Annotated in this window: 34 protein-coding genes; 4 read left to right on the forward strand and 30 right to left on the reverse strand. The window is 43.8% G+C overall.

Annotation, left to right across the window (positions count from 1 at the left end):
* Nucleotides 1-6: 6 nt before the first annotated feature.
* The 28 genes from rpsK to RTP55_RS06835 form a co-directional block, all read right to left on the reverse strand.
* Nucleotides 7-396, reverse strand: a complete 390-nt coding sequence (rpsK, locus tag RTP55_RS06700; RefSeq protein WP_007115567.1) for a 30S ribosomal protein S11 — start codon at nucleotides 394-396, stop codon at nucleotides 7-9.
* A gap of 20 nt (nucleotides 397-416) precedes the next feature.
* Complete coding sequence (gene rpsM / locus RTP55_RS06705; RefSeq protein ID WP_007115566.1) at nucleotides 417-773, reverse strand: 30S ribosomal protein S13; 357 nt, start codon at nucleotides 771-773, stop codon at nucleotides 417-419.
* Between the two features lie 155 nt (nucleotides 774-928).
* Entirely contained in the window at nucleotides 929-1045 is a 117-nt protein-coding gene (rpmJ, locus tag RTP55_RS06710) for a 50S ribosomal protein L36 (protein WP_040403280.1), read from the reverse strand.
* Nucleotides 1046-1064: 19 nt separating this feature from the next.
* Nucleotides 1065-2402, reverse strand: coding sequence for a preprotein translocase subunit SecY (secY, locus tag RTP55_RS06715; protein WP_312385107.1), 1338 nt, complete (start codon nucleotides 2400-2402; stop codon nucleotides 1065-1067).
* 6 nt (nucleotides 2403-2408) lie between these two features.
* Nucleotides 2409-2849, reverse strand: a complete 441-nt coding sequence (gene rplO, locus RTP55_RS06720) for a 50S ribosomal protein L15 (RefSeq protein ID WP_007115564.1) — start codon at nucleotides 2847-2849, stop codon at nucleotides 2409-2411.
* Complete coding sequence (rpmD, locus tag RTP55_RS06725) at nucleotides 2849-3028, reverse strand: 50S ribosomal protein L30 (RefSeq protein ID WP_007115563.1); 180 nt, start codon at nucleotides 3026-3028, stop codon at nucleotides 2849-2851. Before rpmD ends, rplO begins: the two co-directional genes overlap by 1 nt.
* Before the next feature lie 16 nt (nucleotides 3029-3044).
* On the reverse strand, nucleotides 3045-3542 hold the full coding sequence (rpsE, locus tag RTP55_RS06730; RefSeq protein ID WP_007115562.1) for a 30S ribosomal protein S5: 498 nt from the start codon (nucleotides 3540-3542) through the stop codon (nucleotides 3045-3047).
* Nucleotides 3543-3544: 2 nt separating this feature from the next.
* A complete protein-coding gene (rplR, locus tag RTP55_RS06735; RefSeq protein ID WP_007115561.1) occupies nucleotides 3545-3895 on the reverse strand; it encodes a 50S ribosomal protein L18 in 351 nt (116 codons plus the stop codon).
* A gap of 11 nt (nucleotides 3896-3906) precedes the next feature.
* A complete protein-coding gene (gene rplF / locus RTP55_RS06740; protein ID WP_007115560.1) occupies nucleotides 3907-4440 on the reverse strand; it encodes a 50S ribosomal protein L6 in 534 nt (177 codons plus the stop codon).
* Between the two features lie 73 nt (nucleotides 4441-4513).
* Nucleotides 4514-4912: a 30S ribosomal protein S8 gene (gene rpsH / locus RTP55_RS06745; RefSeq protein WP_065253364.1), complete on the reverse strand. Its 399-nt coding sequence runs from the start codon at nucleotides 4910-4912 to the stop codon at nucleotides 4514-4516.
* 11 nt (nucleotides 4913-4923) lie between these two features.
* Nucleotides 4924-5229, reverse strand: a complete 306-nt coding sequence (rpsN, locus tag RTP55_RS06750) for a 30S ribosomal protein S14 (RefSeq protein ID WP_007115558.1) — start codon at nucleotides 5227-5229, stop codon at nucleotides 4924-4926.
* 18 nt (nucleotides 5230-5247) lie between these two features.
* Complete coding sequence (gene rplE, locus RTP55_RS06755; RefSeq protein ID WP_007115557.1) at nucleotides 5248-5787, reverse strand: 50S ribosomal protein L5; 540 nt, start codon at nucleotides 5785-5787, stop codon at nucleotides 5248-5250.
* A gap of 19 nt (nucleotides 5788-5806) precedes the next feature.
* Entirely contained in the window at nucleotides 5807-6124 is a 318-nt protein-coding gene (gene rplX / locus RTP55_RS06760; protein ID WP_036593426.1) for a 50S ribosomal protein L24, read from the reverse strand.
* Between the two features lie 7 nt (nucleotides 6125-6131).
* Nucleotides 6132-6500 (reverse strand): 50S ribosomal protein L14, encoded by a 369-nt coding sequence (rplN, locus tag RTP55_RS06765; RefSeq protein WP_007115555.1) that lies wholly within the window; start codon nucleotides 6498-6500, stop codon nucleotides 6132-6134.
* 116 nt (nucleotides 6501-6616) lie between these two features.
* The gene (gene rpsQ / locus RTP55_RS06770; protein WP_095355845.1) at nucleotides 6617-6901 is read right to left on the reverse strand and encodes a 30S ribosomal protein S17; all 285 of its coding nucleotides are present in this window, start codon (nucleotides 6899-6901) and stop codon (nucleotides 6617-6619) included.
* Nucleotides 6902-6903: 2 nt separating this feature from the next.
* Complete coding sequence (rpmC, locus tag RTP55_RS06775) at nucleotides 6904-7110, reverse strand: 50S ribosomal protein L29 (protein ID WP_007115553.1); 207 nt, start codon at nucleotides 7108-7110, stop codon at nucleotides 6904-6906.
* Nucleotides 7110-7523 carry a 50S ribosomal protein L16 gene (rplP, locus tag RTP55_RS06780; protein ID WP_007115552.1) on the reverse strand — a complete coding sequence of 138 codons (414 nt, stop codon included), beginning with the start codon at nucleotides 7521-7523 and terminating at the stop codon, nucleotides 7110-7112. The genes rpmC and rplP overlap by 1 nt, the downstream gene beginning before the upstream one ends.
* 5 nt (nucleotides 7524-7528) lie before the next feature.
* Complete coding sequence (rpsC, locus tag RTP55_RS06785; RefSeq protein WP_007115551.1) at nucleotides 7529-8281, reverse strand: 30S ribosomal protein S3; 753 nt, start codon at nucleotides 8279-8281, stop codon at nucleotides 7529-7531.
* Nucleotide 8282: 1 nt separating this feature from the next.
* Entirely contained in the window at nucleotides 8283-8612 is a 330-nt protein-coding gene (rplV, locus tag RTP55_RS06790; protein WP_007115550.1) for a 50S ribosomal protein L22, read from the reverse strand.
* Between the two features lie 10 nt (nucleotides 8613-8622).
* Nucleotides 8623-8898: a 30S ribosomal protein S19 gene (gene rpsS / locus RTP55_RS06795; protein WP_007115549.1), complete on the reverse strand. Its 276-nt coding sequence runs from the start codon at nucleotides 8896-8898 to the stop codon at nucleotides 8623-8625.
* A gap of 11 nt (nucleotides 8899-8909) precedes the next feature.
* Nucleotides 8910-9740, reverse strand: coding sequence for a 50S ribosomal protein L2 (rplB, locus tag RTP55_RS06800; protein WP_007115548.1), 831 nt, complete (start codon nucleotides 9738-9740; stop codon nucleotides 8910-8912).
* Nucleotides 9741-9750: 10 nt separating this feature from the next.
* A complete protein-coding gene (gene rplW / locus RTP55_RS06805; RefSeq protein ID WP_007115547.1) occupies nucleotides 9751-10074 on the reverse strand; it encodes a 50S ribosomal protein L23 in 324 nt (107 codons plus the stop codon).
* Nucleotides 10071-10673: a 50S ribosomal protein L4 gene (gene rplD, locus RTP55_RS06810; protein WP_007115546.1), complete on the reverse strand. Its 603-nt coding sequence runs from the start codon at nucleotides 10671-10673 to the stop codon at nucleotides 10071-10073. The genes rplW and rplD overlap by 4 nt, the downstream gene beginning before the upstream one ends.
* A gap of 14 nt (nucleotides 10674-10687) precedes the next feature.
* Nucleotides 10688-11326 carry a 50S ribosomal protein L3 gene (rplC, locus tag RTP55_RS06815; RefSeq protein WP_007115545.1) on the reverse strand — a complete coding sequence of 213 codons (639 nt, stop codon included), beginning with the start codon at nucleotides 11324-11326 and terminating at the stop codon, nucleotides 10688-10690.
* Nucleotides 11327-11380: 54 nt separating this feature from the next.
* On the reverse strand, nucleotides 11381-11692 hold the full coding sequence (gene rpsJ, locus RTP55_RS06820) for a 30S ribosomal protein S10 (protein ID WP_007115544.1): 312 nt from the start codon (nucleotides 11690-11692) through the stop codon (nucleotides 11381-11383).
* 334 nt (nucleotides 11693-12026) lie between these two features.
* Nucleotides 12027-13592, reverse strand: coding sequence for an Rne/Rng family ribonuclease (locus RTP55_RS06825; RefSeq protein WP_138018550.1), 1566 nt, complete (start codon nucleotides 13590-13592; stop codon nucleotides 12027-12029).
* A 70-nt stretch (nucleotides 13593-13662) separates the two neighbouring features.
* Nucleotides 13663-14310 (reverse strand): HAD family hydrolase, encoded by a 648-nt coding sequence (locus RTP55_RS06830; protein WP_219331654.1) that lies wholly within the window; start codon nucleotides 14308-14310, stop codon nucleotides 13663-13665.
* On the reverse strand, nucleotides 14303-15376 hold the full coding sequence (locus RTP55_RS06835) for an RluA family pseudouridine synthase (protein WP_409418424.1): 1074 nt from the start codon (nucleotides 15374-15376) through the stop codon (nucleotides 14303-14305). The genes RTP55_RS06830 and RTP55_RS06835 overlap by 8 nt, the downstream gene beginning before the upstream one ends.
* Nucleotides 15377-16210: 834 nt before the next feature.
* Between RTP55_RS06835 and RTP55_RS06840 the strand changes: the two genes are divergently transcribed.
* The gene (locus RTP55_RS06840; RefSeq protein ID WP_312385121.1) at nucleotides 16211-19999 is read left to right on the forward strand and encodes an Rne/Rng family ribonuclease; all 3789 of its coding nucleotides are present in this window, start codon (nucleotides 16211-16213) and stop codon (nucleotides 19997-19999) included.
* Nucleotides 20000-20113: 114 nt separating this feature from the next.
* On the opposite strand, the gene RTP55_RS06845 is transcribed toward RTP55_RS06840, so the two are convergent.
* Complete coding sequence (locus tag RTP55_RS06845; protein WP_312385123.1) at nucleotides 20114-21031, reverse strand: DUF808 domain-containing protein; 918 nt, start codon at nucleotides 21029-21031, stop codon at nucleotides 20114-20116.
* Nucleotides 21032-21447: 416 nt separating this feature from the next.
* Here RTP55_RS06845 and RTP55_RS06850 point away from each other — a divergent pair, with 416 nt between their 5' ends.
* The 3 genes from RTP55_RS06850 (at nucleotide 21448) to RTP55_RS06860 (ending at nucleotide 25194) form a co-directional block, all read left to right on the forward strand.
* The gene (locus tag RTP55_RS06850; protein WP_312385124.1) at nucleotides 21448-22290 is read left to right on the forward strand and encodes a DsbC family protein; all 843 of its coding nucleotides are present in this window, start codon (nucleotides 21448-21450) and stop codon (nucleotides 22288-22290) included.
* A 173-nt stretch (nucleotides 22291-22463) separates the two neighbouring features.
* A complete protein-coding gene (locus RTP55_RS06855) occupies nucleotides 22464-23801 on the forward strand; it encodes a homoserine dehydrogenase (protein ID WP_312385126.1) in 1338 nt (445 codons plus the stop codon).
* 214 nt (nucleotides 23802-24015) lie between these two features.
* Entirely contained in the window at nucleotides 24016-25194 is a 1179-nt protein-coding gene (locus tag RTP55_RS06860) for a thiolase family protein (protein WP_188874913.1), read from the forward strand.
* 86 nt (nucleotides 25195-25280) lie between these two features.
* Here RTP55_RS06860 and RTP55_RS06865 read toward each other — a convergent pair whose 3' ends face one another.
* Nucleotides 25281-25922 (reverse strand): DUF1294 domain-containing protein, encoded by a 642-nt coding sequence (locus tag RTP55_RS06865; RefSeq protein WP_312385128.1) that lies wholly within the window; start codon nucleotides 25920-25922, stop codon nucleotides 25281-25283.
* Nucleotides 25923-26024: the final 102 nt, after the last annotated feature.

Consider the following 26024-nt stretch of genomic DNA (forward strand, 5'->3'; position numbering starts at 1 on the left):
GTCTCCTTATACGCGACGTTTTTTCGGTGGACGAGTTCCGTTATGAGGAATCGGGGTTATATCGCTAATGCTGTTTATTTTATAACCCAATGCACCTAAGGCTCTTACCGCAGACTCACGACCAGGTCCTGGACCTTTAACCAAGACATCAACATTCTTGACACCATATTCTTGTGCTGCTTTACCAGCAACTTCAGCCGCAACCTGTGCAGCAAATGGTGTAGATTTACGTGAACCACGGAAGCCTTGTCCACCAGCGGTGGCCCAAGCCAAAGCGTTACCTTGACGATCGGTAATCGTTACAATGGTGTTATTAAAAGACGCATGGATGTGCGCTACGCCCTCAGCTACCGAGCGGCGAGTCACTTTTTTGCGACTACGAGTGTCTTTTGCCATCTTTTAGCTTCCTAAGTTAATTATTTTCTGATTGCTTTACGTGGACCCTTACGAGTACGCGCATTTGTTTTTGTGCGTTGACCATTTACTGGTAAACCGCGACGATGACGCAAGCCACGATAGCAACCTAAGTCTACTAAACGTTTAATATTCATCGAGATTTCACGACGCAAGTCACCTTCAGTCGCATATTCTGCAACTTGGGTACGGACAGCATCAAGCTGAGTATCATTTAGTTCACTGATTTTAGTAGTTGGTGCAATGTTTACCGCTTCTAAAATTTTAGCAGCAGTGGTACGACCAATACCAAAAATATAAGTGAGTGAAATGATAGCGTGCTTGTTGTCCGGAATGTTTACACCGGCAATACGAGCCATTGACATTTCTCCAATTATAAGGAAAAGATGAGTTAATCATCTACTGATGTAGAATTTTGACACATTTGGTTATCTACAAATGTGACAAAATAACGACAAGTAGCGGATAATACAGTATCCGCCACCTGATTTCAAGTCCAATCTAACAATTTAGATTAACCTTGACGTTGTTTATGACGCGGTTCTGCACTACAAATAACGCGAACAACGCCTTTGCGGCGTACAATTTTGCAGCTACCGCAGATTCTTTTTACAGATGCTTGAACTTTCATTTTCAGCTCCTAGTAGTAGTTATGAATGCTTGACTTCCATGGTTTGAATGAGCGAATAATCACGGTACTGGTGCGTCATTAAGTGCGCTTTAACTTGGGCAATAAAGTCCATAATCACGACCACACTAATCAGTACTGAGGTACCACCTAGATGAAACGGAATACCAAACGCAGATTGCAATATCATCGGCATCAAACAAATAATTGTCATATAAATCGCACCAATAAAGGTTAAGCGATTTAATACATGATCTAAATAACGTTGAGTTTGTAAACCTGGACGAATGCCTGGAATATACGCCCCACTTCGTTTCAAATTCTCTGATACTTCTTTTGGACTAAATACCAACGCGGTATAAAAATAACAAAAGAAAATAATCAGGGCTGCAAAAATTACCAAATACAATGGCTGACCCGGTGATAACACTAATGCCATATTCTGCAAGAAGCTTTGAAAAATATTAGGATTGGGAGATTGACCTACCCATTGTCCCAAACTCGCTGGGAATAACAACAATGAACTGGCAAAAATCGCTGGAATAACCCCTGCCATATTAATTTTTAATGGCAAATGCGATTGCTGCTGTGCATATATTTTTCGTTCTTGCGATTGCTTTTGGGCATAGTTAACTGGTATACGGCGCTGTGCACGCTCAATAAAAACAATCCCTGCCACCACTGCTAACGCCAATAAACTAAATATCAACAAGGCAATCATGTTCATTTGACCTTGTTGCACAGAGTTAATTGACTGCGTGACCACTTGTGGAAAAGTCGCTATGATACCCGCTAAAATTAGCATTGAAATACCATTACCAATACCACGTTCAGTAATCTGTTCACCTAACCACATCAAAAACATTGACCCTGCAACCAACGAAGTTACCGCAGGAATATAAAAACCAAGACCACTTGTCAATGTAAGATTCTGACTAATCAACCCTGTGCACATACCAATTGATTGAATCAAGGCTAATGCAAGGGTTAATTGGCGTGTATACTTGTTGATTTGGCGTTGACCGGCTTGGCCTTCTTTTTTTAATGCATCCAACGATGGTATAACCGCCGTCATCATCTGGACAATGATTGAAGCAGAAATATAAGGCATAATCCCGAGTGCCATGACTGACATCCGCTCTAATGCCCCACCAGAAAACATATTAAACAAACCTAAAATAGTATTTTCATTGGTTTGAAAAAATTTCGATAAGCTTTCTGGATCCATGCCAGGAATAGGTACGTGTGAACCGAAACGATAGACGACTAAAGCACCCAACAAAAACAGTAAACGATTAAATAATTCATCGTACTTACGAATAAATGCTAGAGGATTCATCGATGTTGAATGCTTAGTCATGTAGGATTACTCCTCAACAGTACCACCAGCTGCTTCAATAGCCGCTTTAGCACCTTTAGTCACTTTAACACCTTTAAAAGTATATGCTTTGGTTACGTCACCTGAAAGGATGATACGAACACGTTGCATATCGTGGCGAATAATATTCGCTGCTTTTAAAGACTCAACGCTTACCACGTCACCATCAACTTGATTTAATTCTGATAAACGCACTTCTGCCGTTACCATTGCAAGTTTACTGGTGAAACCAAATTTTGGCAAACGACGGTATAAAGGCATCTGACCGCCTTCAAAACCTGAGCGAATACCAGAACCTGTACGTGAGGTTTGACCTTTGACACCACGACCACCGGTTTTACCGATACCAGAACCGATACCACGACCACGGCGAAGTTTATTTTTTCTTGAACCTTCAGCTGGGCTCAATTCATTTAAACGTAGACCCATTATACTTCCTCCACTTTAACTAAGTAGTTAACGCGGTTTACCATACCACGGGTCGAAGGGGTATCTTCAACTTCGACAGTATGTCCAATACGACGTAACCCTAAACCTTTCAAACAAGCTTTATGGCTTGCTAGGCGATGGGCACTCGATTTTACTTGAGTAACTTTCATTTTTTTCATGTTAGCTCACCTTAGCTTAGCCCAAGATTTCTTCAACTGATTTGCCGCGTTTTGCCGCAACTTTTTCAGGAGAAGACATTTCTTTTAACCCGTTGAAAGTTGCACGTACAACGTTAGCGGCATTGGTTGAACCATAGCATTTTGCTAATACGTTTTCTACGCCTGCAACTTCTAATACTGCACGCATTGCACCACCCGCGATAACACCGGTACCTTCAGAGGCTGGTTGCATATACACGCGGCTTGCACCGTGGCTAGCAGTAATAGGATGTTGAAGGGTTGTACCTGCTAAATCAACGGTAATCATATTACGTTTGGCAGCTTCTAGTGCTTTTTGAATCGCTGCAGGCACTTCACGCGCTTTACCACGACCAAAACCAACACGACCATTACCATCACCTACCACTGTGAGTGCGGTGAAAGAAAAGATACGACCACCTTTTACAACTTTAGATACACGGCCAACTGTGACTAAGCGCTCTACTAAACCGTCTGTTTGTTCAACTTTTGCCATGATTAGAACTCCAATCCATTTTCACGAGCGGCTTCAGCTAATGCTTTAACACGACCATGATATTTAAAACCGCTACGATCAAACGCAACTTTAGTAATACCGGCAGCTTTAGCGCGTTCTGCAATTAATTTACCAACGGCAGTTGCAGCTTCGATGTTGCTAGTTTGACCAGCACGTAAAGTAGTATCTAACGTTGAAGCTTGGGCTAATACTTCACCACCCGTTGGTGAGATAACTTGTGCATAGATGTGGGTGTTAGTACGATTAACAGATAGACGATTTACGCCTAAACCACGGATATGTGCACGGGTTTTTTTCGCTCTGCGAAGGCGAGCAGCTTTTTTATCAAACATGTCATTTCACCTTATTTTTTCTTAGCTTCTTTACGAGCGACATACTCATCGCTATAACGAACGCCTTTACCTTTGTAAGGCTCAGGTGGGCGATAGCCACGAATGTTTGCTGCTGCTTGACCTAGCTTTTGTTTGTCGCTAGATTTTAACACGATTTCAGTCGCAGTTGGAGTTTCAGCAGTAACACCTTCAGGTAGTACATATTCGATTGGGTGTGAGTAACCTAAGTTTAGGTTAACTTTATTGCCAGCAACAGCGGCTTTATAACCAACACCAATCAATTGTAGACGACGTTCGAAGCCTTCAGTAACACCTTTAACCATGTTGCTTAATAATGCACGAACTGTACCAGTGTGCATCCAACCGTCTTTGGTGTCAGATTTTGGTGAAAGAATAATTTGATTATCTTCCTGTTTTAGCTCGACCAAATCATGCAGGCGTAAAGTTAGCGTACCTTTGCTACCTTTAACTTCAACCTGCTGACCGTTCAAAGTAACACTTGTACCATTTGGTAGTGCTACAGGGGCTTTAGCCACACGAGACATACGGGTAATTCCTATAAAAGTGATAAAAAAACGAACAGGCACAACAAACTATGCCTGTCCCTCTTAATGTTGATTAAGCTACGAACGCAATAACTTCGCCGCCTAATCCAGCTGCACGAGCTTCACGGTCGCTCATGATGCCTTTACTGGTAGAGATGATTGCTACACCTAGACCTTTTTGGACACTTGGTAGTGCATCTTTACCACGGTATTGACGTAAACCTGGACGACTATAACGTTTAATCGTTTCAATAACTGGTTTACCTTCAAAATATTTTAACTCGATAGTTAATTCAGTTTTACCTGTACCAACTTCTTGAGTTTCTGCGGTTGCAACATAACCTTCTTTCACTAGCAAATCAGCAATTGATTTACGTAGTTTTGAGTTTGGCATAGTCACAGACGCTTTTTGAGCCATTTGTGCATTACGGATACGAGTCAACATATCAGCAACGGTATCTTGCATACTCATATTGTTTCCCCTTACCAGCTTGCTTTATGAACGCCAGGTACATCACCTTGCATTACTTTTTCACGAATCATGTTACGTGAAAGACCAAATTTACGGAAATACCCATGTGGACGACCTGTCAATGCACAACGGTTACGTAAACGTACTGGTGAAGCGTCACGTGGCAGTGCTTGTAATGCCAGCATGGCGTCCATACGTTCTTCATCAGTTGCGTTAATGTCGCTGATAATTGCCTTAAGCTTTGCACGCTTCTCAGCATATTTAGCAACAGTCGCTTCGCGTTTAAATTCGCGATTAATCATACTTTTCTTTGCCATATTGCCTTATCCTTGCTGTTAGCCCTTGAATGGGAAGCCGAATGCTTTAAGCAATGCACGACCTTGATCATCAGTTTTTGCGGTAGTCGTAATGGTAATATCTAAACCACGAATACGGTCGATTTTGTCAAAGTCAACTTCAGGGAAAACGATTTGCTCTTTGATACCTAGTGAATAGTTACCACGGCCATCAAATGCTTTATCTGTAAACCCGCGGAAGTCACGAATACGTGGAATAGCGATTGAGATTAAACGATCTAAAAATTCGTACATCTGTTCGCCACGTAACGTTACTTTACAGCCGATTGGCCATTCTTCACGGATTTTAAAGCCTGCAACTGATTTGCGAGCTTTGGTTACTACAGGTTTTTGACCGGCAATTGCCGTCATATCCGCTAATGCGCCCTCAAGAACTTTTTTGTCTTGCGCTGCATCACCCACACCCATGTTTAGGGTGATTTTGGTGATTTTAGGGATTTCCATAACGTTGGCTAAACCAAGCTCTTGCTGAATTTTTTGCTTAAGCTGTTCGTTATATTGTGTTTTAAGTCTTGCCATTACTGATACCCTTAGATAGTTATGCAGTCGCCACAACTTCACCAGATGAACGATAAACGCGTTGTTTTTTGCCTTCGTCATTCAATTGGTAAGAAATACGATCTGCCTTTTGGGTTGCTGCATTATAAATTGCAACATTTGAAATGTGTAAAAATGCTTCTTTCTCGATAATACCACCTTCAACGCCAGTCTGTTGGTTTGGCTTTTGGTGTTTTTTAACGATGTTGATGCCTTCAACTTTTACACGGTCTTCTTTTACTGCTAGTACTGTACCTTGCTTGCCTTTATCTTTGCCAGCAATTACAATCACTTGGTCGCCTTTACGTAATTTTGCCATGTTTTCCTCACAATACTTCTGGGGCTAATGAAACAATTTTCATAAATTGTTCGCCACGTAGTTCGCGGGTTACTGGTCCAAAAATACGTGTTGCAATTGGTGCTTTATTGTTGTTCAACAACACAGCTGCATTATCATCAAAACGTAGTACTGAACCGTCAGGACGGCGTACACCAAACTTCGTGCGTACGACTACCGCGTTCATTACATCACCTTTCTTGACACGACCGCGTGGAATTGCTTCTTTCACAGTCACTTTAATGATGTCGCCTACTGATGCATAACGACGATGTGAGCCACCTAGCACTTTAATGCACATAACTCGTTTTGCACCACTGTTGTCTGCAACTTCCAGCATTGTTTCAGTCTGAATCATCGCGTTACTCCATAAATTGGCAAAACAAGTCTTTGCCACAATAAGCCATTTTTAAGGTGGCGTATTGTAGCAGTTACTGACTTGCTTTGCAATTATAACTATCTATTTAAGTTAAATTAAATATTAACTGCTTTTTCTACAACGTCTACTAACACCCAAGATTTGGTTTTTGATAGTGGACGTGTTGATTTGATACGAACTGTATCACCAACGCCACACTCATTGTTTTCATCATGAGCATGTAGTTTGGTAGAACGACGAATCATTTTGCCATACTTGGCATGACGAATACGACGCTCAACAAGTACAGTAATGGTTTTATCCATTTTGTCACTGACAACTTTACCAGTGACTGTACTTTGTTCAGAAGCGTTAACTTGGTTGGTATTTTGCTCACTCATGATTAAGCCCCTTGGTTTTCGGTGTTCTGTTTTTCAGAGATAAGAGTCTTGATTTGAGCAATCGTACGACGATTTGCTTTAATCTCATGGGTGTTGCCTAACTGACCAGTGGCTTTTGCCATACGAAGACGAAATGTTTCTAACTGTTTTTCGTCTAGTAATTGGGTCAGCTCTTCGACTGATTTGTCTTTAAGTTCACTGATCTTCATTACATTATCGTCCGTTTAACAATGGTGGTTTTGAAAGGCAACTTGGCAGCTGCAAGCGTGAACGCTTCAGTTGCTAGCTCGTCAGAAACCCCTTCGATTTCATAAAGCATTTTGCCTGGTTTGATTTCGCATACCCAGTATTCTACTGGACCTTTACCTTTACCCATACGAACTTCTAGTGGTTTTTCGGTAATTGGTTTGTCTGGGAATACACGAATCCAAATTTTACCACCGCGCTTGATACGACGTGAAATTGTACGACGAGCAGCTTCGATTTGACGTGCAGTCATGCGACCACGTTCTACTGATTTAAGTCCGATTGTACCAAAAGATACGCTACTACCACGGTGAGCTAACCCCGTATTACGTCCTTTTTGTACTTTACGAAACTTGGTACGTTTTGGTTGTAACATATCGATTAACCTCTGTCTTTAGCTGGGCGCTCACTACGTGGGCGGTCGCTACGATCATTACGAGCACGACGTTTTTGAGGTGCACGTGCTTGCTTTTCTTCTTTGACTGGATTATATACACGGTTCATGCCGTCAAGCACTTCACCACGGAAAATCCAAACTTTTACACCGATAGTACCGTAAGTGGTTTCTGCGCGTACATTTGAGTAGTCAATGTCTGCACGTAATGTATGCAAAGGTACACGACCTTCACGATACCACTCTGAGCGAGCAATCTCAGCGCCGCCAAGACGACCTGATAGCTCAACTTTGATACCTTGTGCGCCAGCTTTCATACTGTTTTGAACAGCACGTTTCATAGCACGGCGGAACATGACACGACGTTCAAGTTGTGAAGCAATACCGTCAGCCACTAGACGTGCGTCTAAGTCTGGTTGGGTGATTTCTTCAATGCTAACTTGTGCTGGCACACCCATTAATTTGGTAAGTTCTTTTTGTAGGCTTTCAATATCTTCGCCTTTTTTACCAATGATGATACCAGGACGTGCAGTGGCGATAGTGATTTTAGCTGCGCCCGTAGGACGTTCGATGCTAATACCGCTAATCATCGCTGCTTTAAGCTTTTTCTCTAAATATTTACGAACTTGTAAGTCGTTGATTAAGTATTCAGAGTATTTTTTTGGATCTGCATACCAGTTAGCGTTTGATTTACGGATTACGCCAAGACGGATGCCGATTGGATGAACTTTCTGTCCCATATTATGCTCCTACCTTAACTGTGATGTGGCAAGTACGTTTGCTAATACGGTCAGCACGACCTTTGGCACGTGGTAAAACACGTTTTAACGTAATACCTTCATCCACATAAATGGTAGAAACACGCAATGTATCGATGTCTAAACCATTGTTATGCTCAGCGTTAGCAATCGCAGATTCTAAGCATTTTTTAACCAATTTAGCGGCTTTTTTGTTGCTAAAGGTTAAGATATCTAATGCACGCTCGATTGATTTGCCGCGAACTTCGTCAGCAACTAAGCGTACTTTTTGTGCCGAAATGGCGGCACCGCGTAATTTTGCAGTTACTTCCATGATGAGCACCTTATTTCTTAGATTTCTTGTCAACGCCGTGACCACGATATGTACGGGTTGGGGCGAATTCACCAAGTTTATGACCAACCATTTGCTCGTTTACGATAACAGGTACGTGTGTACGACCGTTATGAACAGAAATAGTTAAGCCGACCATTTGTGGCAAAATCATTGAGCGACGTGACCAAGTTTTGATTGGTTTGCGTGAGTTAGTTTCTAACGCATTCTCAACTTTGGCAAACAAGTGCGCATCGATGAATGGACCTTTTTTCAATGAACGAGGCATGAAATTATTCCTTATTTCTTATTGACGCGACGACGGCGGATAATCATGTGGTCAGTACGTTTGTTAGAACGTGTTTTAAGGCCTTTAGCCTTTTGACCCCATGGGCTGGTTGGGTGTTTACCGAAGTTACGACCTTCACCACCACCGTGTGGATGGTCAACTGGGTTCATTGCAGTACCACGAACGGTAGGACGAACGCCACGCCAGCGGTTGGCACCTGCTTTACCCAATGATTTAAGGTTATTTTCAGTGTTTGATACTTCACCGATAACCGCACGACAATTTACGTGGATACGACGAGTTTCCCCTGAACGTAAACGAACGATTGCATAGATACCATCACGACCCAATAATTGAACCGCAGCACCTGCTGAACGAGCGATCTGTGCACCTTTACCGATTTTAAGTTCGATATTGTGAATCACTGTACCCACTGGAATGCTACGTAGTGGTAAGCAGTTACCTGGGCGAATTGGTGCAGTTTCACCAGAAATAACGGTATCGCCTTGTTGCAATTTTTTTGGTGCGATGATGTAACGACGCTCACCGTCTGCATATTTAAGTAGTGCGATGTGTGCAGTACGGTTTGGATCGTACTCAATACGCTCTACAACAGCAGGGATGTTGTCTTTGTTACGTTTGAAGTCAACAACACGGTAATGCTGTTTATGACCACCACCGATATGACGGGTAGTGATGCGACCGTTGTTGTTACGACCACCAGTTTTGCCTTTTGACTCTACTAATGCTGCATAAGGACGACCTTTATGAAGGTGTGGATGCACCACTTTCTCGACAAATCGGCGACCTGGTGATGTCGGTTTGGCTTTTACGATAGGCATTGTGTAATCCTTATTCGTTGTCAGCAGCAGGTTGTTCTGCTACGTCGGCTACTTGAACATCTTGACCAGCTTTTAAGGTCACATAGGCTTTTTTGAAGTCTTGACGACGACCTACCGTGCGACCAAATCGCTTTGTCTTACCTTTAACATTCAAAGTGTTAACTTTAACTACTTCAACACCTTCAAACATTAATTCTACGGCTTTTTTAATCTCTTTTTTTGTCGCGTTGGTGTCAACTTTGAACACTTGCACACCTAAAGTATCGCCCAAGATTTGAGATTTTTCTGAAAATACAGGTGCTTTTAGTACCTGATATAGTCTTGCGTTATTCATGCTAACACTCCCTCAATTTCTTTGGCGGCTGCGACAGACATGATGACTTTGTCAAACGCAATTAGGCTAACTGGATCAACTTCAGTGCTACCTAGTACGCTGACGTATGGAATATTGCGAGCAGCTAAGTAAAGATTTTCGTCAACTTCATTGGTAACGATTAATGCTTTAGGGGCATTTAAGTCTTTAAGTTTAGCGATAAGCTCTTTAGTTTTTGGTGCTGAGATGCTGATGTCATCAACCAATACTAAACGGTCTTGACGAATCAATTCAGCAAGAATGCATTGCATGGCACCACGGTACATTTTACGGTTCACTTTTTGTGACCAATCTTGTGGTTTGGCTGCAAATGCGCGACCACCACCGACCCAAATTGGGCTACGGATGGAACCTGCACGTGCACGGCCAGTACCTTTTTGACGCCATGGTTTTTTACCACCGCCAGATACTTCACCACGCGTTTTTTGAGCACGGCTACCTTGACGACCACCCGCTAAATAAGCGGTAACTACTTGGTGTACAAGTGCTTCGTTGAATTCACGACCAAATGCTACGTCTGATAGCTCAACCGCCGAACCTGTTACTGTATTTAGATTCACGTTAATCCCCTTGATTAAGCTTTAACTGATGGACGTACGATAACGTCGCCACCGTTGGCACCAGGAATTGCACCCTTGATAACTAGGATACCTTTTTCAGCATCAACTGAAATCACTTCTAAGCCTTGTACGGTCACACGTTTGTTACCCATTTGACCTGGCATTTTTTTGCCTTTAAATACACGACCTGGAGTTTGGTTTTGACCTGTAGAACCCACAACGCGGTGAGATACTGAGTTACCATGTGTCCAATCTTGTGAACGGAAGTTGTGGCGTTTGATACCACCTTGGAAACCTTTACCTTTGCTGGTACCAATTACGTCAACGATTTGACCTACTTGGAACAAGTCAGCAGCGATTTCACTACCTGCTTCGCGGCCTTCAAGTTCGCTGTCTTCGACGCGAAATTCCCAAGTGCCACGACCTGCAGCAACGCCAGCTTTTGCAAAGTGACCTTTTTGAGCTGCATTAACACGAGAATCACGACGTTCACCAGTTGTTACTTGGATAGCTTGGTAGCCGTCTGTGTCTTGTGTTTTGATTTGAGAGATACGGTTGGCAGTAACTTCAACAACAGTTACAGGAATTGAAACACCTGCTTCTGTGAAGATACGAGTCATGCCGCATTTTTTTCCGACTAAACCGATCGCCATGTTGTTAACCTCTTAATTTTTACTGTTATTCAATATAGGTGTTACCCTAAGGGGTTAGCCTAATGCGATTTGTACATCAACACCCGCCGCCAAATCCAACTTCATCAGTGCATCGACTGTTTTGTCAGTAGGCTGAACGATATCTACCATACGTTTGAATGTGCGGATTTCGTATTGGTCACGGGCATCTTTGTTCACGTGTGGTGAGGTTAAGATGTTAAAGCGTTCAATGCGAGTTGGTAGCGGTACTGGACCACGAACTTGTGCACCTGTGCGTTTTGCGGTATCAACAATCTCTTGAGCTGATTGGTCAATCAGACGATGGTCAAAAGATTTAAGTCTGATACGGATTTTCTGGTTAGCCATGCCAGTAAGCTCCTAATATAAAGTTTGATATGGGTTAATTTGCGTTGGGTGTTAAGCTGTTATTGAGTAAACACCTAACTTGCATTTTTTACCTGTTTTTAACAGGCACTTTTTGAAAATAAAAAAATTTCAGTCCCACTCAAACTATTAACTTGCAATACATAGATAGCATGATTAATAGTCGGTGAAACTGTATTCTTTAATTTCGTGTCGCAATCAATGGAGCGACTGTATTAAAGGGCTTATTCTTTTATGAATTGACGAATCATCTTCGTCGCCCTGCAATAAGTTAAGTGGGCTGTATTATACCGATTTTTTGGGTAAAAGCAATAGGCTAATCTAGCAAAATATCATATTGTTCTTGATTAAAACGGTTATCACTCTCCAAGTTAATCGGACGACCCAGCAAATATTCCATCTCTGCCACCGTATCCGCTTCAATGGTTTCAAGCAAATCAATCACCCCGCTATTTGCGACCACAGTAAATTTCTTGGGGGCATTATAGGTTCTGGCGCAGCGCATCAATTCGCGAAAAATCTCCAGACACACGGTTTCGGCGCTTTTGACAAAGCCTTTACCGCCACAGGTTGGACACGGCTCACAAAGCTGTTGTTGTAGGCTCTCTCGCGTGCGTTTGCGAGTCATCTCTATCAGCCCAAGCGCTGAGACTTCGCTAATGTTGGTTTTGGCATAGTCACGTTTGAGCTGTTCTTGCAGGCTTGCTAGCACTTCATCGCGGTGTTGTTGCTCTTGCATATCGATAAAGTCAAGAATGATAATCCCACCCAAATTACGCAGTCGCAGCTGACGGGCGATGGCATGGGTGGCCTCTAAATTGGTTTTATACACCGTATCTTCAAGAGAACGCCCTCCGACAAATGAGCCTGTATTGACATCAATGGTGGTCATGGCTTCGGTTTGGTCGATGATAAGATAACCGCCTGATTTGAGATTAACACGGCGATTGAGCGCGTCTTTTAAATCCTCTTCAACGCGGTGAACATCAAATAACGCCTGCTCGCCTTCATACAATTGAATACGTGGATAAATCAGTGGGACAAATTCTTTGGCAAAATGACGAATAGCATCAAACACTCTAGCGTTATCGACCGTCACCCTTTCAGTCTGCTCACCAATCAAATCTCGAATCGCGCGCAAAGGTAGTGATAAATCTTGATAAATCAGCTCAAAACGGCGATGAGTCGGCGTTTGTTCACGGCGGGCTTGTACCATCCGCCAAAGCTGCAGTAGATAATAAATATCTTCTTCAAGTTTGGATTGCGGGATATTTTCGGCAGCGGTACGGGCAATCAATCCGCCTTGCAGATTGACTTGGTGCATCAGCTCGCCAAGCTGAGTTTTTAACCGTTCTCGCTCATCGCCATCAATCCGCTGTGAAATCCCGATATGTTCACCATACGGCAAGTACACCAAATAACGCGAAGGCAATGACACATCCGTCGTCAGTCGTGCGCCTTTACTGCCTAATTGGTCTTTAATCACTTGCACCAAGATACGCTGTCCTTCATACAAGCGGTTTTCTATCAACTCGTTAGGCGGTGGCTGATAGGTGGTTGTGGTCATCGCCAGCGTGGTGGTGTCAGGGTCTAAGGTGTTGTCAATTGCGGGATTTTGCGGTTTGGGCGGTTCAATGGCTGAGAGCTTAGGACGCAGGGTCTGCATATCATTGACGTGCAAAAACGCGGTACGCGATTGCCCAATGTCGATAAACGCCGCCTGCATGCCTGGCAGTACGCGCACCACTGTGCCAAGGTAGATATTGCCCACTGAGCCAAGTTTGCTATGGCGTTCGATAAAGATTTCGTTGAGTATCCCATCTTCGAGCACGGCGACTCGGCTCTCAGATGGACTGATGTTGATGAGTAGTTCTTCGGTCATTATTAACAGCTTTTTAAAATTTTTAGTTGCCGTTATTCTACTCGAAGTTAGTTATCTGCACAAAGCTAAACTAAATTAGCTGTTGTTTTAGTTCATTGATTGTTGCAACAAGCCTGGTTGGATGTTCTTTTGCCAAAACGTCAGCTTTTTCACAGCCATAACTTACAGCAATGCTATCCATCTGTATTGCATTTGCCATACGAATGTCATGAATACTATCACCGATAAAAACAGCGTCTTCAATTCTTGTGCCTGTTTCTACCAAAATTTGCTCAAGCATTAAGGGATTTGGCTTGCCTGCGGTTTCGTCAGCGGTTTTGGTGACTGTAAAAAACGCTTGAATGCCAGAATTGGGTAGTACGCGCTGCAGACCTTTTCGTTTTTTCCCTGTGGCAATCGCTAAGGTTTTACCTTGTGCGTGTAAATCTTGAATCAATTCTTTAATACCTTCAAACAGTTTGTCATTGTCGCAATGTTTAACGTAATATTCTGAGTAAGTCGCTAAAAGTTCATCATATTTATCACTGTCATTGGGGAAAAGCATCGGAAACGCATCTACGAGTGCAATGCCGATAATGGATTTTGTCGCGTCATCGGTGACGGTTAAACCGTGCTTTTCAGCGGCATAGCGCATGGCAGCGACGATTAAGCCAACCGAATCCATCAGCGTGCCATCCCAATCGAAAATGATTAGCGATTTGTTTTTCATGTTAATCATGTTGATTCTCTATCAAATTTTGCATATCGACTGGCAATTCGGCTGTAATTGTTTCATATTCTGGAATTTCAAGTTGATAGGCATGCAGACACAAACGTCGAACACCCGATTTATCTTGCAAATTATATTTATCATCACCCAATAACGGATGCCCGATACTCGCCAAATGCACCCGAATTTGGTGGGTACGCCCTGTGAGCGGTTTGGCTTCAATTAAGCTGACTTTTTGACCATTTAACTCGAATTTTTGCAACACGTTAATTTGGGTTTGGCTTGGCTTGCTATCTTCGGATTTTACATCCACTTTGACACGGCGTTCACCGCTTTTGCCTTCTTGTGTGGCAGGCAACGTGTATTTTAGTAGCGGTTTATCAATGGTTTGTGCGTCGCTACTTATCCAACCTACCACCAAACACAGATAGGTTTTTTGCAAGGTTTTTTCTCGCAAATGCTCTTGTAAAGTTTTAAGGGTTGAGCGTTTTTTGGCAATCATCAGTAAGCCAGAGGTATCTTTGTCAATGCGGTGTACCAACTCAAGGTATTTTTTACCCGTTGCTTCTCGTATGGCTTCAATCACGCCAAAACTCTCGCCACTGCCGCCATGCACTGCCATACCCGATGGCTTGTTGAGTACGATTAAACCCTCATCTTCATACACAATGCGCTCAAGCAAACTCTGGGCAAAGTCAGGGCTAATCACGGGTTTTTCACGCGTGGCAAGCTTGATGGGTGCAATGCGCACCACGTCATTACGCTGCAGTTTGTCGTGGGGTTTACAGCGTTTGCCATTGACACGGATTTCGTCAGAACGAATCATGTTATAGACGTGTGAGCGCGGCAGTCCTTTAAGACGACCCAACAAAAAATTATCAACACGTTGGTCATGCTGCTGGCGCGTGACGGTCAAGTAATTGACTTTAGCAAAATCTAAAATATCGTCATCTGCAGACTGCGGTTGTTTGCTAGGCGTGCGTTTTGGGGTTTGATGAGCCGATTGCCGCGATGGGGTGTCGCGTTTTTTGTTAGGATGGGCAGGACGTTTGTGAGACTGCGAGTGCTCTGTCATATTTTGATAGCCGTTTACATAAAAATTTGCTATAGTTTAGCAGTTTAGTGCCTATGCCGCTATGAATTCGCGCCATCAATTCGACTTAAACCCTGTTAAGCTTCATCACAATGGAGTGTATGCGGGATAATTAAACTGTCGCTTTTGCTGTCGCCCATACAGCCGAAATTTATTCATGGCGGTATGACTTACGATAGGGCGCACTAGACTGCCAATATTTATAGATTTTAAGACTGATTTTAATCAATATCAGCACACGACATACGAGTAACGAAGATAATTGTCATTTGAAAACATGTTCAAATAGTTTGTAAAGATTAGTGATGTATAGAGATAACAGATAAATGGTGGGTTTTGTGCCTTACAACCACAAAACTGCTGGTAACGATTAGCGTATTATGCGCCTAGGTAAATGAACTCAGTAGTTGCGATTTTGAGATAAACGTTTACGGTTTTGGACGATTTACCATTTTAAATTGCCCACGCCTTTGTAAAACCTAACTTATCAGGCTTGCCATTTAAAGCGAAAACTAACGCTAACACTTTTTGACCAATAGAGAAACAGGGTTCATTCATTTGTCCTAAAACAGACATTGTTTTGGTCAACAACCCCAATCCAGCATGACGGTAGCGTTTACCTAGCAGGCTTACAACCTCGCTATGGCAATAATCCAACTTAATCATGCAATTTTTGATGAACAACAAACCTTGTTATCAAGCCGCTTAAGCTTGGTATCAGCGAGTCTAATCAAGACTGTTTGACGTTGTTTCATCAAATGTTTGATAGCAACATTTATCTACGCTCGTATGTTTTGTGTGTTTAGGAGAAAACACATGAAACGCATCCTTATCAATGCTACCCACGCCGAAGAAATCCGTGTTGCCCTGTGCAATGGCAATCACTTATATGATTTCGATTTAGAAAACCGTACCCGCGAGCAAAAAAAAGCCAATATTTATAAAGGTCATGTGACCCGTGTCGAGCCATCGCTTGAAGCCGTATTTGTGGAATACGGTTCACAACGTCAAGGTTTTTTACCGATTCGTGAAATCGCCCCAGAGTATCTAGCAGGTGACCCTCGCTCTACCAATAACATCAAGCAACTGATTAAAGAAGGCGATGAGCTCATCGTGCAAGTGGAAAAAGAAGAACGCGGTAATAAAGGCGCGGCTTTATCTACTCTGATTTCATTGGCGGGTCGTTATTTGGTATTGATGCCCAACAATGCACGTGGCGGCGGTATCTCTCGCCAAATCTCTGGCAAGCTGCGCGATGAGATGAAGCAAGCGTTAAGTGAGCTAAGACTACCCAAAGGCATGAGCATTATCATCCGTACCGCAGGGATTGGTAAAACCACTGATGAGCTACAACATGACCTTGACCATTTATTAAACATTTGGAAAGGCATCCAACAACAAAGCCAAAAATTCCCCTCACCTCGCCTGTTGCACCAAGAAGCGGGCGTAGTCACCCGTGCCGTACGCGACTACCTGCGTGATGATATCGCGGAAATTTGGGTCGACAATGAATACGCTTATAATGAAGCGGCGAATTTTATTGAAGCGGTGATGCCGCAGCAAGCGAATAAACTGCGCAAATACACGGACTATGAGCCGATGTTTGCCCGTTTTGGAATTGAAAAACAAATCGAAACCGCCTACCAACGTGAAGTACGTTTGCCAAGCGGCGGTTCGATTGTGATTGACCAAACTGAAGCCCTGGTATCAATCGATATCAACTCATCAAAAGCCACCAAAGGCGCGGATGTCTCAGAAACGGCGTTTAATACCAATTTAGAAGCAGCAGATGAAATCGCCCGTCAATTACGCCTGCGTGATATGGGTGGTTTGATTGTTATTGACTTTATTGACATGGCAACCGATGACCACCAAAAACAAGTGGAAAATCGTCTCAAAGAAGCCACTAAAAACGACCGCGCGCGTATCCAATTCGCTGAAATTTCACGTTTCGGACTACTTGAAATGAGTCGTCAACGCTTGCGTCCGTCACTTGAAGAAGCGACAGGTTACCTCTGCCCGCGTTGTCACGGTACCGGTATGATTCGTGACTTGCGTTCACTTGCTTTGTCAATCATGCGTCAAATCGAACAACGGGCGCTACAAGAGCGTCATGGCGAAATACAAGCCGAAGTGCCAACCGATATCGCGGCATTTTTACTCAACGAAAAACGTGAAACGCTCGTCTGTCTTGAGCAAGAAAGTGGCACGCGCATTACTATCTTGCCGCATGCACATCTTGAATCCCCCGAGTTTAATATCACTTATAACAGTGACGGGTTTGCGCCATCGAGCTATGAGCGTGTCGCCGAAAGCCAACAACAAGAATATAAAGACCGTGGCTACGATACGAGCAACTGGCACACCGATGACAATGAAGTCAGCCGTGTAGCACCGACAGGTAATCATAATGCCTGGAGCAGTGCTAGCAACGCCGCCAACACCACGCCTAGCCCTGCAACACCATCCAATAAACCTCAGCAAACTACCAACAATACGACTGCCCCCAAAGCTGCCGCGCCACAGCCTGTGCAGCCGGCTGCCACTGTGCCTGCAACCTCTGCAGTCGCTTGGCTATCGAACTTGTTTGCTCCTACCCAGCAAGCCCAAGTCACTCCACATTTTAGTGGTCAAGATGCCGCTTCGGCGATTGAAAGTCTCGTCAATACCGGCGCGCAAAGCTTGGGTGTGCAAGGTCAAATCAATCACGCCGCATTGACGGCAAGCATCCCTGTAGTGAGCACAAACACCAGCGAAACTAGTGCCAATCCCTATCAAGAAGCGTCTCAACAACCTTCAGCCACGGCTGAATCAAGCGATAAAGATGCCGAGCGCCGTAAACGTGGTAACCGCAAACCAAAGGCTAAAAAACCAAACCGTTATCAATCTGAAACGAGTGAGGCGGAAGTTTCATCACAGGACACTGACAGCAATAAAGACAAGTCAAATGATGCGTCAAAAACTGCCAAAACGAGTGAGCTGCCAAAACGCGAGCCGAATAGTCGCCGTGACAGCCGCGGGGTCAAAGAACGTCGTCCAACACTAGCGAATGAGGATAGTAACGCGGTTGTAGTCAATGATGTAACAGCGACTGATACCGCTGTTGCCCCTGTCGATGGTAGAAAAAACAACCAATCTAGAGCAGACAAACCGAAAGGCACAAAACAACGTGACCCTAACAGTGTGCAAGTTCAAGTATTTAAAACTGAACAACAGCAACCTATAGCTGCGGTTGAAACAACGCACCTCTCGCTAGATGCTAGCAAAGGGGAAATTGCAGAACCTGAGGTTCAGCCAATAGCATCGGCTACGATGCCCGAACCCACAACACCCGAACAGGCAACTCAGACGCCAGTTATCCCTAGCAGCATTACAGTGTCCAATGACGAGGTAGCAGAGCTTTCTACAGCATCCACACCATCTAAGCCATCCGCTGAGCCAGCCACAGCACAGCTGGCAGTGACACCGAGCCAAGGTCGTGCCAAAAATGACCCACGCGAAGTTTACAAGGCTTATCAAGCGCAATTTAGCCCAGTTGCCTCTGTCGTGAGCACTTCGGTGACAAAAATTTCAGGTACGGTGAGTCAGTTTATTAACCAGTACTTAGATAATGCCGCTGAAAAAATGGCAAGCGACAGCGTGGTTAGCTGCTTTATCCAAGCCATCGATGCTTTTAATCATCAAGCTGCTACCACCCCAGCAAAAGATAATGTCGTAGTGGCTGAACAACAGCGTTTTGGGCAGTACTTTAGAAATTATGGCTATGCCAGTCTATCCGCGCAAAATTTGGATGATTATCATACGGCCATTTTGCCAGCCAATCAGTTCCAACGCCAAGCAGGCAAAACTGACGCTGCACTACCAGCGGTAACTAAACGCGCCATCAATGACCCACGCGGTTCTTTGGTTAATACTGCTGTCGCTCAAGCGCCGACTGATTCAAACCCGTCAGTTGCTGAGCCTATCTCGAATGAAACTGACAGTGGCAAAGGTCAAGTAGAAGCAGCCTCAACTCAATCAGCGTCGCCTAACCAAAACCATCTGTCCTATCAAGCAGGTAGCGTAGGCGCATGGATTGTGGCGCGTTTGGGCGAGCAAGGTCATGCTTTGATTGGGCAAGGTAAATTGGTCGAAGCTTACTTGCAAGCACACAATGCGCCAGTCGCTAACCGACCAACCGAGCCGGTCTCTGTGACAACAATAGCAGATGACGCTACAGCCAATCAGGACGTTGACTTAGTGCCAACAGCTGATGAACCCGCATTAGACCGTAACACTGGCACCGAAGCGCTTGAACAAACGGACGTAGAAGATAGCGCAGAAGCAGCGGCGCAAAAACGTAAAACCACACCGGTAAGTTATAAGAACATGATTGAAAGTGTGGCAGAACAAATGAAACCGGCAACCGTTGGTATGCTGACCTTGGCAACCCCAAAAGCACCGAAAACCCGTACGCGTAAAGCTAAGGCGAGCGAAAAACCAGCAGCCAAACCCAAAACGCGTACCAGTAAAAAGGTGGAAAATGCCGTTGTTGTCACTAAAAAATCGACGACCACCGCCCAAACTGACGTAGCGCCCTCTCACGATGAGTCGGTAACGCCGTAGCCTAATCAGTAAATCAATCGCGTTTGCATGTAGCTAAAATAAAAAAGCAGTTCAACACGAACTGCTTTTTTGTTTTAGCTACAAATTTTAGATACTATGAATGGGCGGGCTTGTTTAATGGGCAGGCTTGTTACGAATTTTTGAGATGACTGTCATGATCGCAACTACCACTAAACCTGCTATCAAACCAACCAGTGCATTTAATAGGTTGGTGGTTAAGCCTGAAAACGCCCCTGACAAGTCACCTAAATGTTCAATCCCATGATGTAATGCGCCAACGCCATGTGCCAAAATACCACCACCCACCAAGAACATCGCCAAAGTACCGGCGATTGATAGCACTTTCATCAAAATAGGCGCAAAGGCTAATAAGGCTTTACCTATATTTTGTGCCGCTGATGACGACTTTTGTTGTAAGTGCAACCCCAAATCATCTATCTTGACAATCATAGCTACAAAGCCATACACACCCACTGTCATGATGAGTGAAATTACTACCAGTGTTACTGCCTTATCCAGTAAAGGCACCGTTGCCGCAATGGTACCGAGGGAAATCACAATGATTTCAGCCGATAAAATAAAGTCCGTCCGCACTGCCCCTTTGATTTTCTCTTTTTCATGCGCCACCAAATCTATGCTTTCATTGGCATTGGCTGCTACCCGTTCGGCTTGCTCGGGGTCATTGCTGCCAGCGTGGGGCCAAAATTTGTGCACCACTTTTTCTGCCCCTTCATAACACAGATATAAACCACCAATCATCAATAACCCGGTCACTAAGGCTTGCGAAATCGCACTAATAATCAAAGCCAGTGGCACCAAAATCGCTTTATTGACTAAGGAGCCTTTGGCGACACTCCACACCACAGGTAACTCGCGATCGGCTTTTACCCCTGACACTTGATTGGCGTTAAGTGCCAAATCATCGCCCAACACGCCCGCCGTTTTTTTGGCAGCGACTTTTGTCATCACCGATACATCATCTAGGATGACGCTAATATCGTCGAGTAAGGTTAACAAACTAGCAATTGCCATGATAAATTCCTAAAAAATAGTAAAAGATGAAAAAATAATAATAGTTATAACTAGCTGACGATTTATTAGTTTACAAATTTGTCATTCAAACACAATGTTTAAATTGTATTGCAACTTATCAAAAGTTATTTGCTTAAACGCTGAATTTTTTTAAAAAACCTAGTTAAGCAAACTTTGTTAAACAACCTTTTAATCCATTAATAGAACTTGGCTTTGAGCCGGTTGCTTTTAGCGCACCAAAAGATTGAAACAAGCGGAAAGATTGAGACGAGCAGAAAGATTGGAACGGGCAAAAATGTGAGCCCCGACCTAGTAGACCTGATAGATTATTAACAATAAGTTGACAGGGGTAGCGCTCATACGCCATAACAATATGGTAAAATAAAAACCTATATTAACGTTCTGTGGGTTTTCTCATGCTCATTCGTTTTGCAACTTATCGTTCTAAAACCTCATTAGCTACCCGTTTAATTACCAGTGTCATCACCGTGGCTGGCATTGTTGGTTTGGCAGGTTGTGATAATGCCCAATCGCGCACACCCGTCAATTCTGAAAGTCAGAAACACGAAGCGAGTAGCAGCTCAGCCACCGTGACAAAAAATGAATCACAGCTACAGCAAATGCTGGCGGCAAATTTAGCCAAATCAGGTATCACCGCCAAAATCACCTCGGTGACAGCGACCAGTATGCCAAATATCTATTGGGTTAAAGCCGAAGGTTTACCGGCGTTTTTCACCGATGCGACAGGTCAATATGTAGTACAAGGCGATATCATCAAAGTCGGTGGTGCCAAACCTGAGCATATCTCAGCGAACTTGCAAGCGCAAGATGCGAAAGCCAGTCTTGCCACTATTGATAAAAAAGACATGATTATCTTCCCTGCTAAGGGGCAGACGAAAGCGGCAATCTATGTGTTTACCGATGCAGATTGTGGTTATTGCCGTAAATTCCACAGTGAAATTGATGAAGTAAATGCACTGGGTATCGAAGTGCGTTATCTACCTTGGCCACGTAGTGAACAAACCATGCCTATCATGGAAAAAATCTGGTGCAGCAGTGACCGCAAAAAAGCTTTAACCGATGCCAAATTGGGCCTGCCTATCAATGCACCGACTTGCAGTAACCCCGTACGTAAAATTTATGAGTTAGGCGCAAATTTGGGTATCAATGGCACCCCAGCCGTGTTTGACACAGAAGGTCATCAACTTGGCGGTTATGTGCCACCTGCTGAATTGGCACAGGCGCTCAACCTCAAATAAGTTCACCCCTGATGGAATACAAACCAGCTAGTACTCATTAGCTGGTTTTTTTATTTTAATTTTTTTGGGCAATTGGATTTTATACCTTACCAATCACAAGTTAGCATGGTATATTTACCTAGCCTATTTTTAAACTTTTATTTTTATATTTTTGACATTTGAGAATTTTTTTTATGAATAATCGACCTATTCAATTAGCGATTTTAGGGCTTGGTACTGTGGGTACTGGGGTGGTTGAACTACTACAAAACAACCTTGATGAAATGACGCGTCGCACAGGACGTGAGATTAAAATTACCCACGTAGGCACGCGTCGCAACCGTACCGATATCCCAACAGACATCAAACAATCTGCCGATTTGCTTGATATCGTTCAGCAAGATGATGTGGATATTGTGGTGGAATTGATGGGCGGTACCACCACGGCTAAAGAGGTAATTTTAGCGGCAATCGAGCATGGCAAACATATTGTGACTGCCAACAAAGCCTTACTAGCAGAACATGGCAATGAGATTTTTGCCAAGGCAGATTCCAAGGGCGTGAAAGTGGCGTATGAAGCCGCGGTTGCAGGCGGTATTCCGATTATCAAAATCTTACGTGAAGGCTTGGCTGCCAACAAAATCGATTGGCTTGCAGGTATCATCAATGGTACAGGCAACTTTATCATGACTGAAATGCGCGATAAAAAGCGGGACTTTGCAGATGTCCTCGCTGAAGCCCAAGCGCTGGGGTATGCCGAAGCCGATCCGACATTTGACGTCGAAGGGATTGATGCTGCGCATAAATTAACGCTACTTGCATCAATCGCGTTTGGTATCCCACTACAATTTGACAAAGTTTACTGTGAAGGCATTACCAAAATCACCAAGCAAGATGTGCGTTATGCCAACGAGCTTGGCTATCGTATCAAGCATTTAGGGTTTGCCAAACGTCGTATTTTAGACAGTGGCGAAGAAGGTATTGAATTACGTGTACACCCGACTTTGATTCCAAAACAGGTGTTACTTGCCAATGTGAATGGGGTAAAAAATGCCATCATGGTTGACGCAGAGCCTGTCGGACAAACCTTGTATTACGGTTCGGGTGCCGGGGCGGGGGCAACTGCATCAGCCGTGATGGCAGATGTGGTGGACATGGTACGCGCCCTTGCAGAGACCAATGATTCAACCGCAAATTTGGTGCCGCATCTGGCATTCCAGCCTGAGACACTCAATAACACACGTATTTTATCGAGCGATGAAATGATCACAGGCTACTATCTGCGCCTACAGGTCAAAGATGATTTAGGTGTACTAGCAGAAGTCACCCGCATTTTAAGTGAGTCTAAAATTAGTATTGATGCAATTTTGCAACAGCCAGCACATGATGATACTAGCACTGATTTGCCAGTCATTATTATGGTTGACCCCGTCGTTGAGCGCAATATGAATGAAGCGATTGCTAAAATCGAAGCGTTAGATACCGTGACAGATAAGGTGGTGCGCATTCGGTTGGATGAGTTAATGCAGTAAAATTTAGGTAGACTCGACTGGTATATTTTACAGTATTTTCAGTAGTTTAATTTACATTTTAACTATGATAATATGAAATGTATCGCATTAGCAAAACTTAAAACATCTATTGTGATTGGCATGGTTGCCGTTTACAACCCTGTTTATAGACCCTAGTGATTTAGGTCGTAGTTTGCTTGTGACAACAGAAACCCTAACTCAAAGGAAATTTAATATGGAAAATTCAGTCGTAATCGTGGATGGCGTTCGCACCCCAATGGGTGGATTCCAAGGTGATTTGAACGAAGTATCAATGCCAGAGCTTGGTGCAACCGTGATTAAAGAAGCCGTCAACCGTGCCGGCGTAAAACCAGAAGAGATTGACGAAGTTATCATGGGTTGTATCTTAACCGCGGGTGCAGGTCAAAGCCCAGCGCGTCAAGCGATGCGTAAAGCAGGTATCCCAGATGCCACAGGCGCAATCAATGTCAACAAACTTTGTGGTTCTGGTATGAAAGCCATTATGCTCGGTGCCAACTCAATTCGTAGCGGCGAATTTGATATCGTGGTAGCAGGTGGTATGGAATCAATGACCAACGCCCCTTATGTGCTACCAAAAGCACGTGGTGGTTATCGCATGGGTGATGGCGAGATCAAAGACACCATGTTCTTAGATGGTCTTAAAGATGCTGATACCGGCAAGTTAATGGGTGCATTTGCGCAAGAAATGGCAGATAAACGGGGTATCACACGTGAGGCGATGGATGCATTTGCTATTGAATCGCTAAAACGCGCCAACACCGCCATCAATGAAGGTCACTTCAAAAACGAAATCGTTCCGGTTACTGTCAAAACTCGTAAAGGCGATGTAGTCATTGACACGGATGAACAACCCGGTAAAGCCAATGTAGACAAAATCCCAACCTTAAAACCTGCGTTCTCAAAAGACGGTACAGTCACTGCTGCTAACTCAAGCTCAATCTCTGATGGGGCAGCCGCCGTTGTATTGATGTCAGAAGACAAAGCCAAAGAAAAAGGCTTAAAACCAGTCGCACGTATCGTTGCCCAAGCCACTCACTCACAGCACCCAAGCGAATTTACCATCGCACCCATCGAGTGTGTGAAAAAAGTTTTAGCAAAAGCTGGCTGGAGCAAAGAAGACGTTGATCTTTGGGAAATCAATGAAGCATTCGCCATGGTAACCATGCTTGCTATGCAAGAAAATGACCTTGATCATGCTAAGGTTAATATCGAAGGCGGTGCTTGTGCATTGGGTCATCCCGTGGGGGCATCGGGTGCGCGTATCGTAGTCACACTCATCAACTCACTCAAACGCACAGGCGGTAAAAAAGGCATTGCTAGCCTATGTATCGGTGGCGGTGAAGCCGTTGCCTTAGCCATTGAATTAATCTAATTGTCTTATGCAAAAAAAATCCCTAAGCTAGATTAGGGATTTTTTTTGCTCAACAATCGACCTATAACCATCAATCTATCAAGCAATCATTTGATTTTTAGGTTGATATAACTTATGATTGCCAAAGCTAAGAGATTCCCGATCACTGTTAAGTAAAAAGCCCTACGAAATTCTGGCTTGGTTGATTTATGGCGCAATAACCAATGGGCAAACGCCGCCCCTACCCAACCCCCAGCAAAAGCTAATTTATGGAGTGACGCTTCTTGCACGCGCCAATCTCCATTTTGTGCAGCTTTTTTATCATGCGCGTATAGCAGATAGGTCGCCAAACTTATCGCAAAATACCAACCAATAATCCATAAGGGTAAGTGCTTAACCAGCACAACAGCGGTCAGTAACACAAAAAACAGCACCCCAATAGCCACCCACGTGAGTAATGTTTGATTTTTAAGATCGTTTTGAGCTTGACGAACTTGGCGGGCATGTTGCTGGGCAATTTTTTGTCTGACAAACGTCTGTTGCTGCACGTTGATAGCACAGGGTTTGCCATCTCTGCCTTGCCCTATTTCAAAAACTACCGCTTCATTAAGCACAGGACGTTGGTTTGCTCGGTATTCACTGATATGAAAAAAGATGGCTGAGTTTTGTAAATTGTTATCCGTCCGCTCAATAAATCCAAAGCCTTTGTCATCTTGCCAGCGGGTTATTTTGCCCTGATATTTTGTCATTGAAAATCACCTAATATATATGTTGATAACTCATTATTTTTTATTACTTATCTTTTATAACGCCTTATTGGGTGGGCAATGGTGTTTCGCGCTAAGTGCTCT

The organism is Moraxella sp. CTOTU47579, assembly GCF_032004885.1.
Lineage (GTDB): Bacteria > Pseudomonadota > Gammaproteobacteria > Pseudomonadales > Moraxellaceae > Faucicola > Faucicola tetraodonis.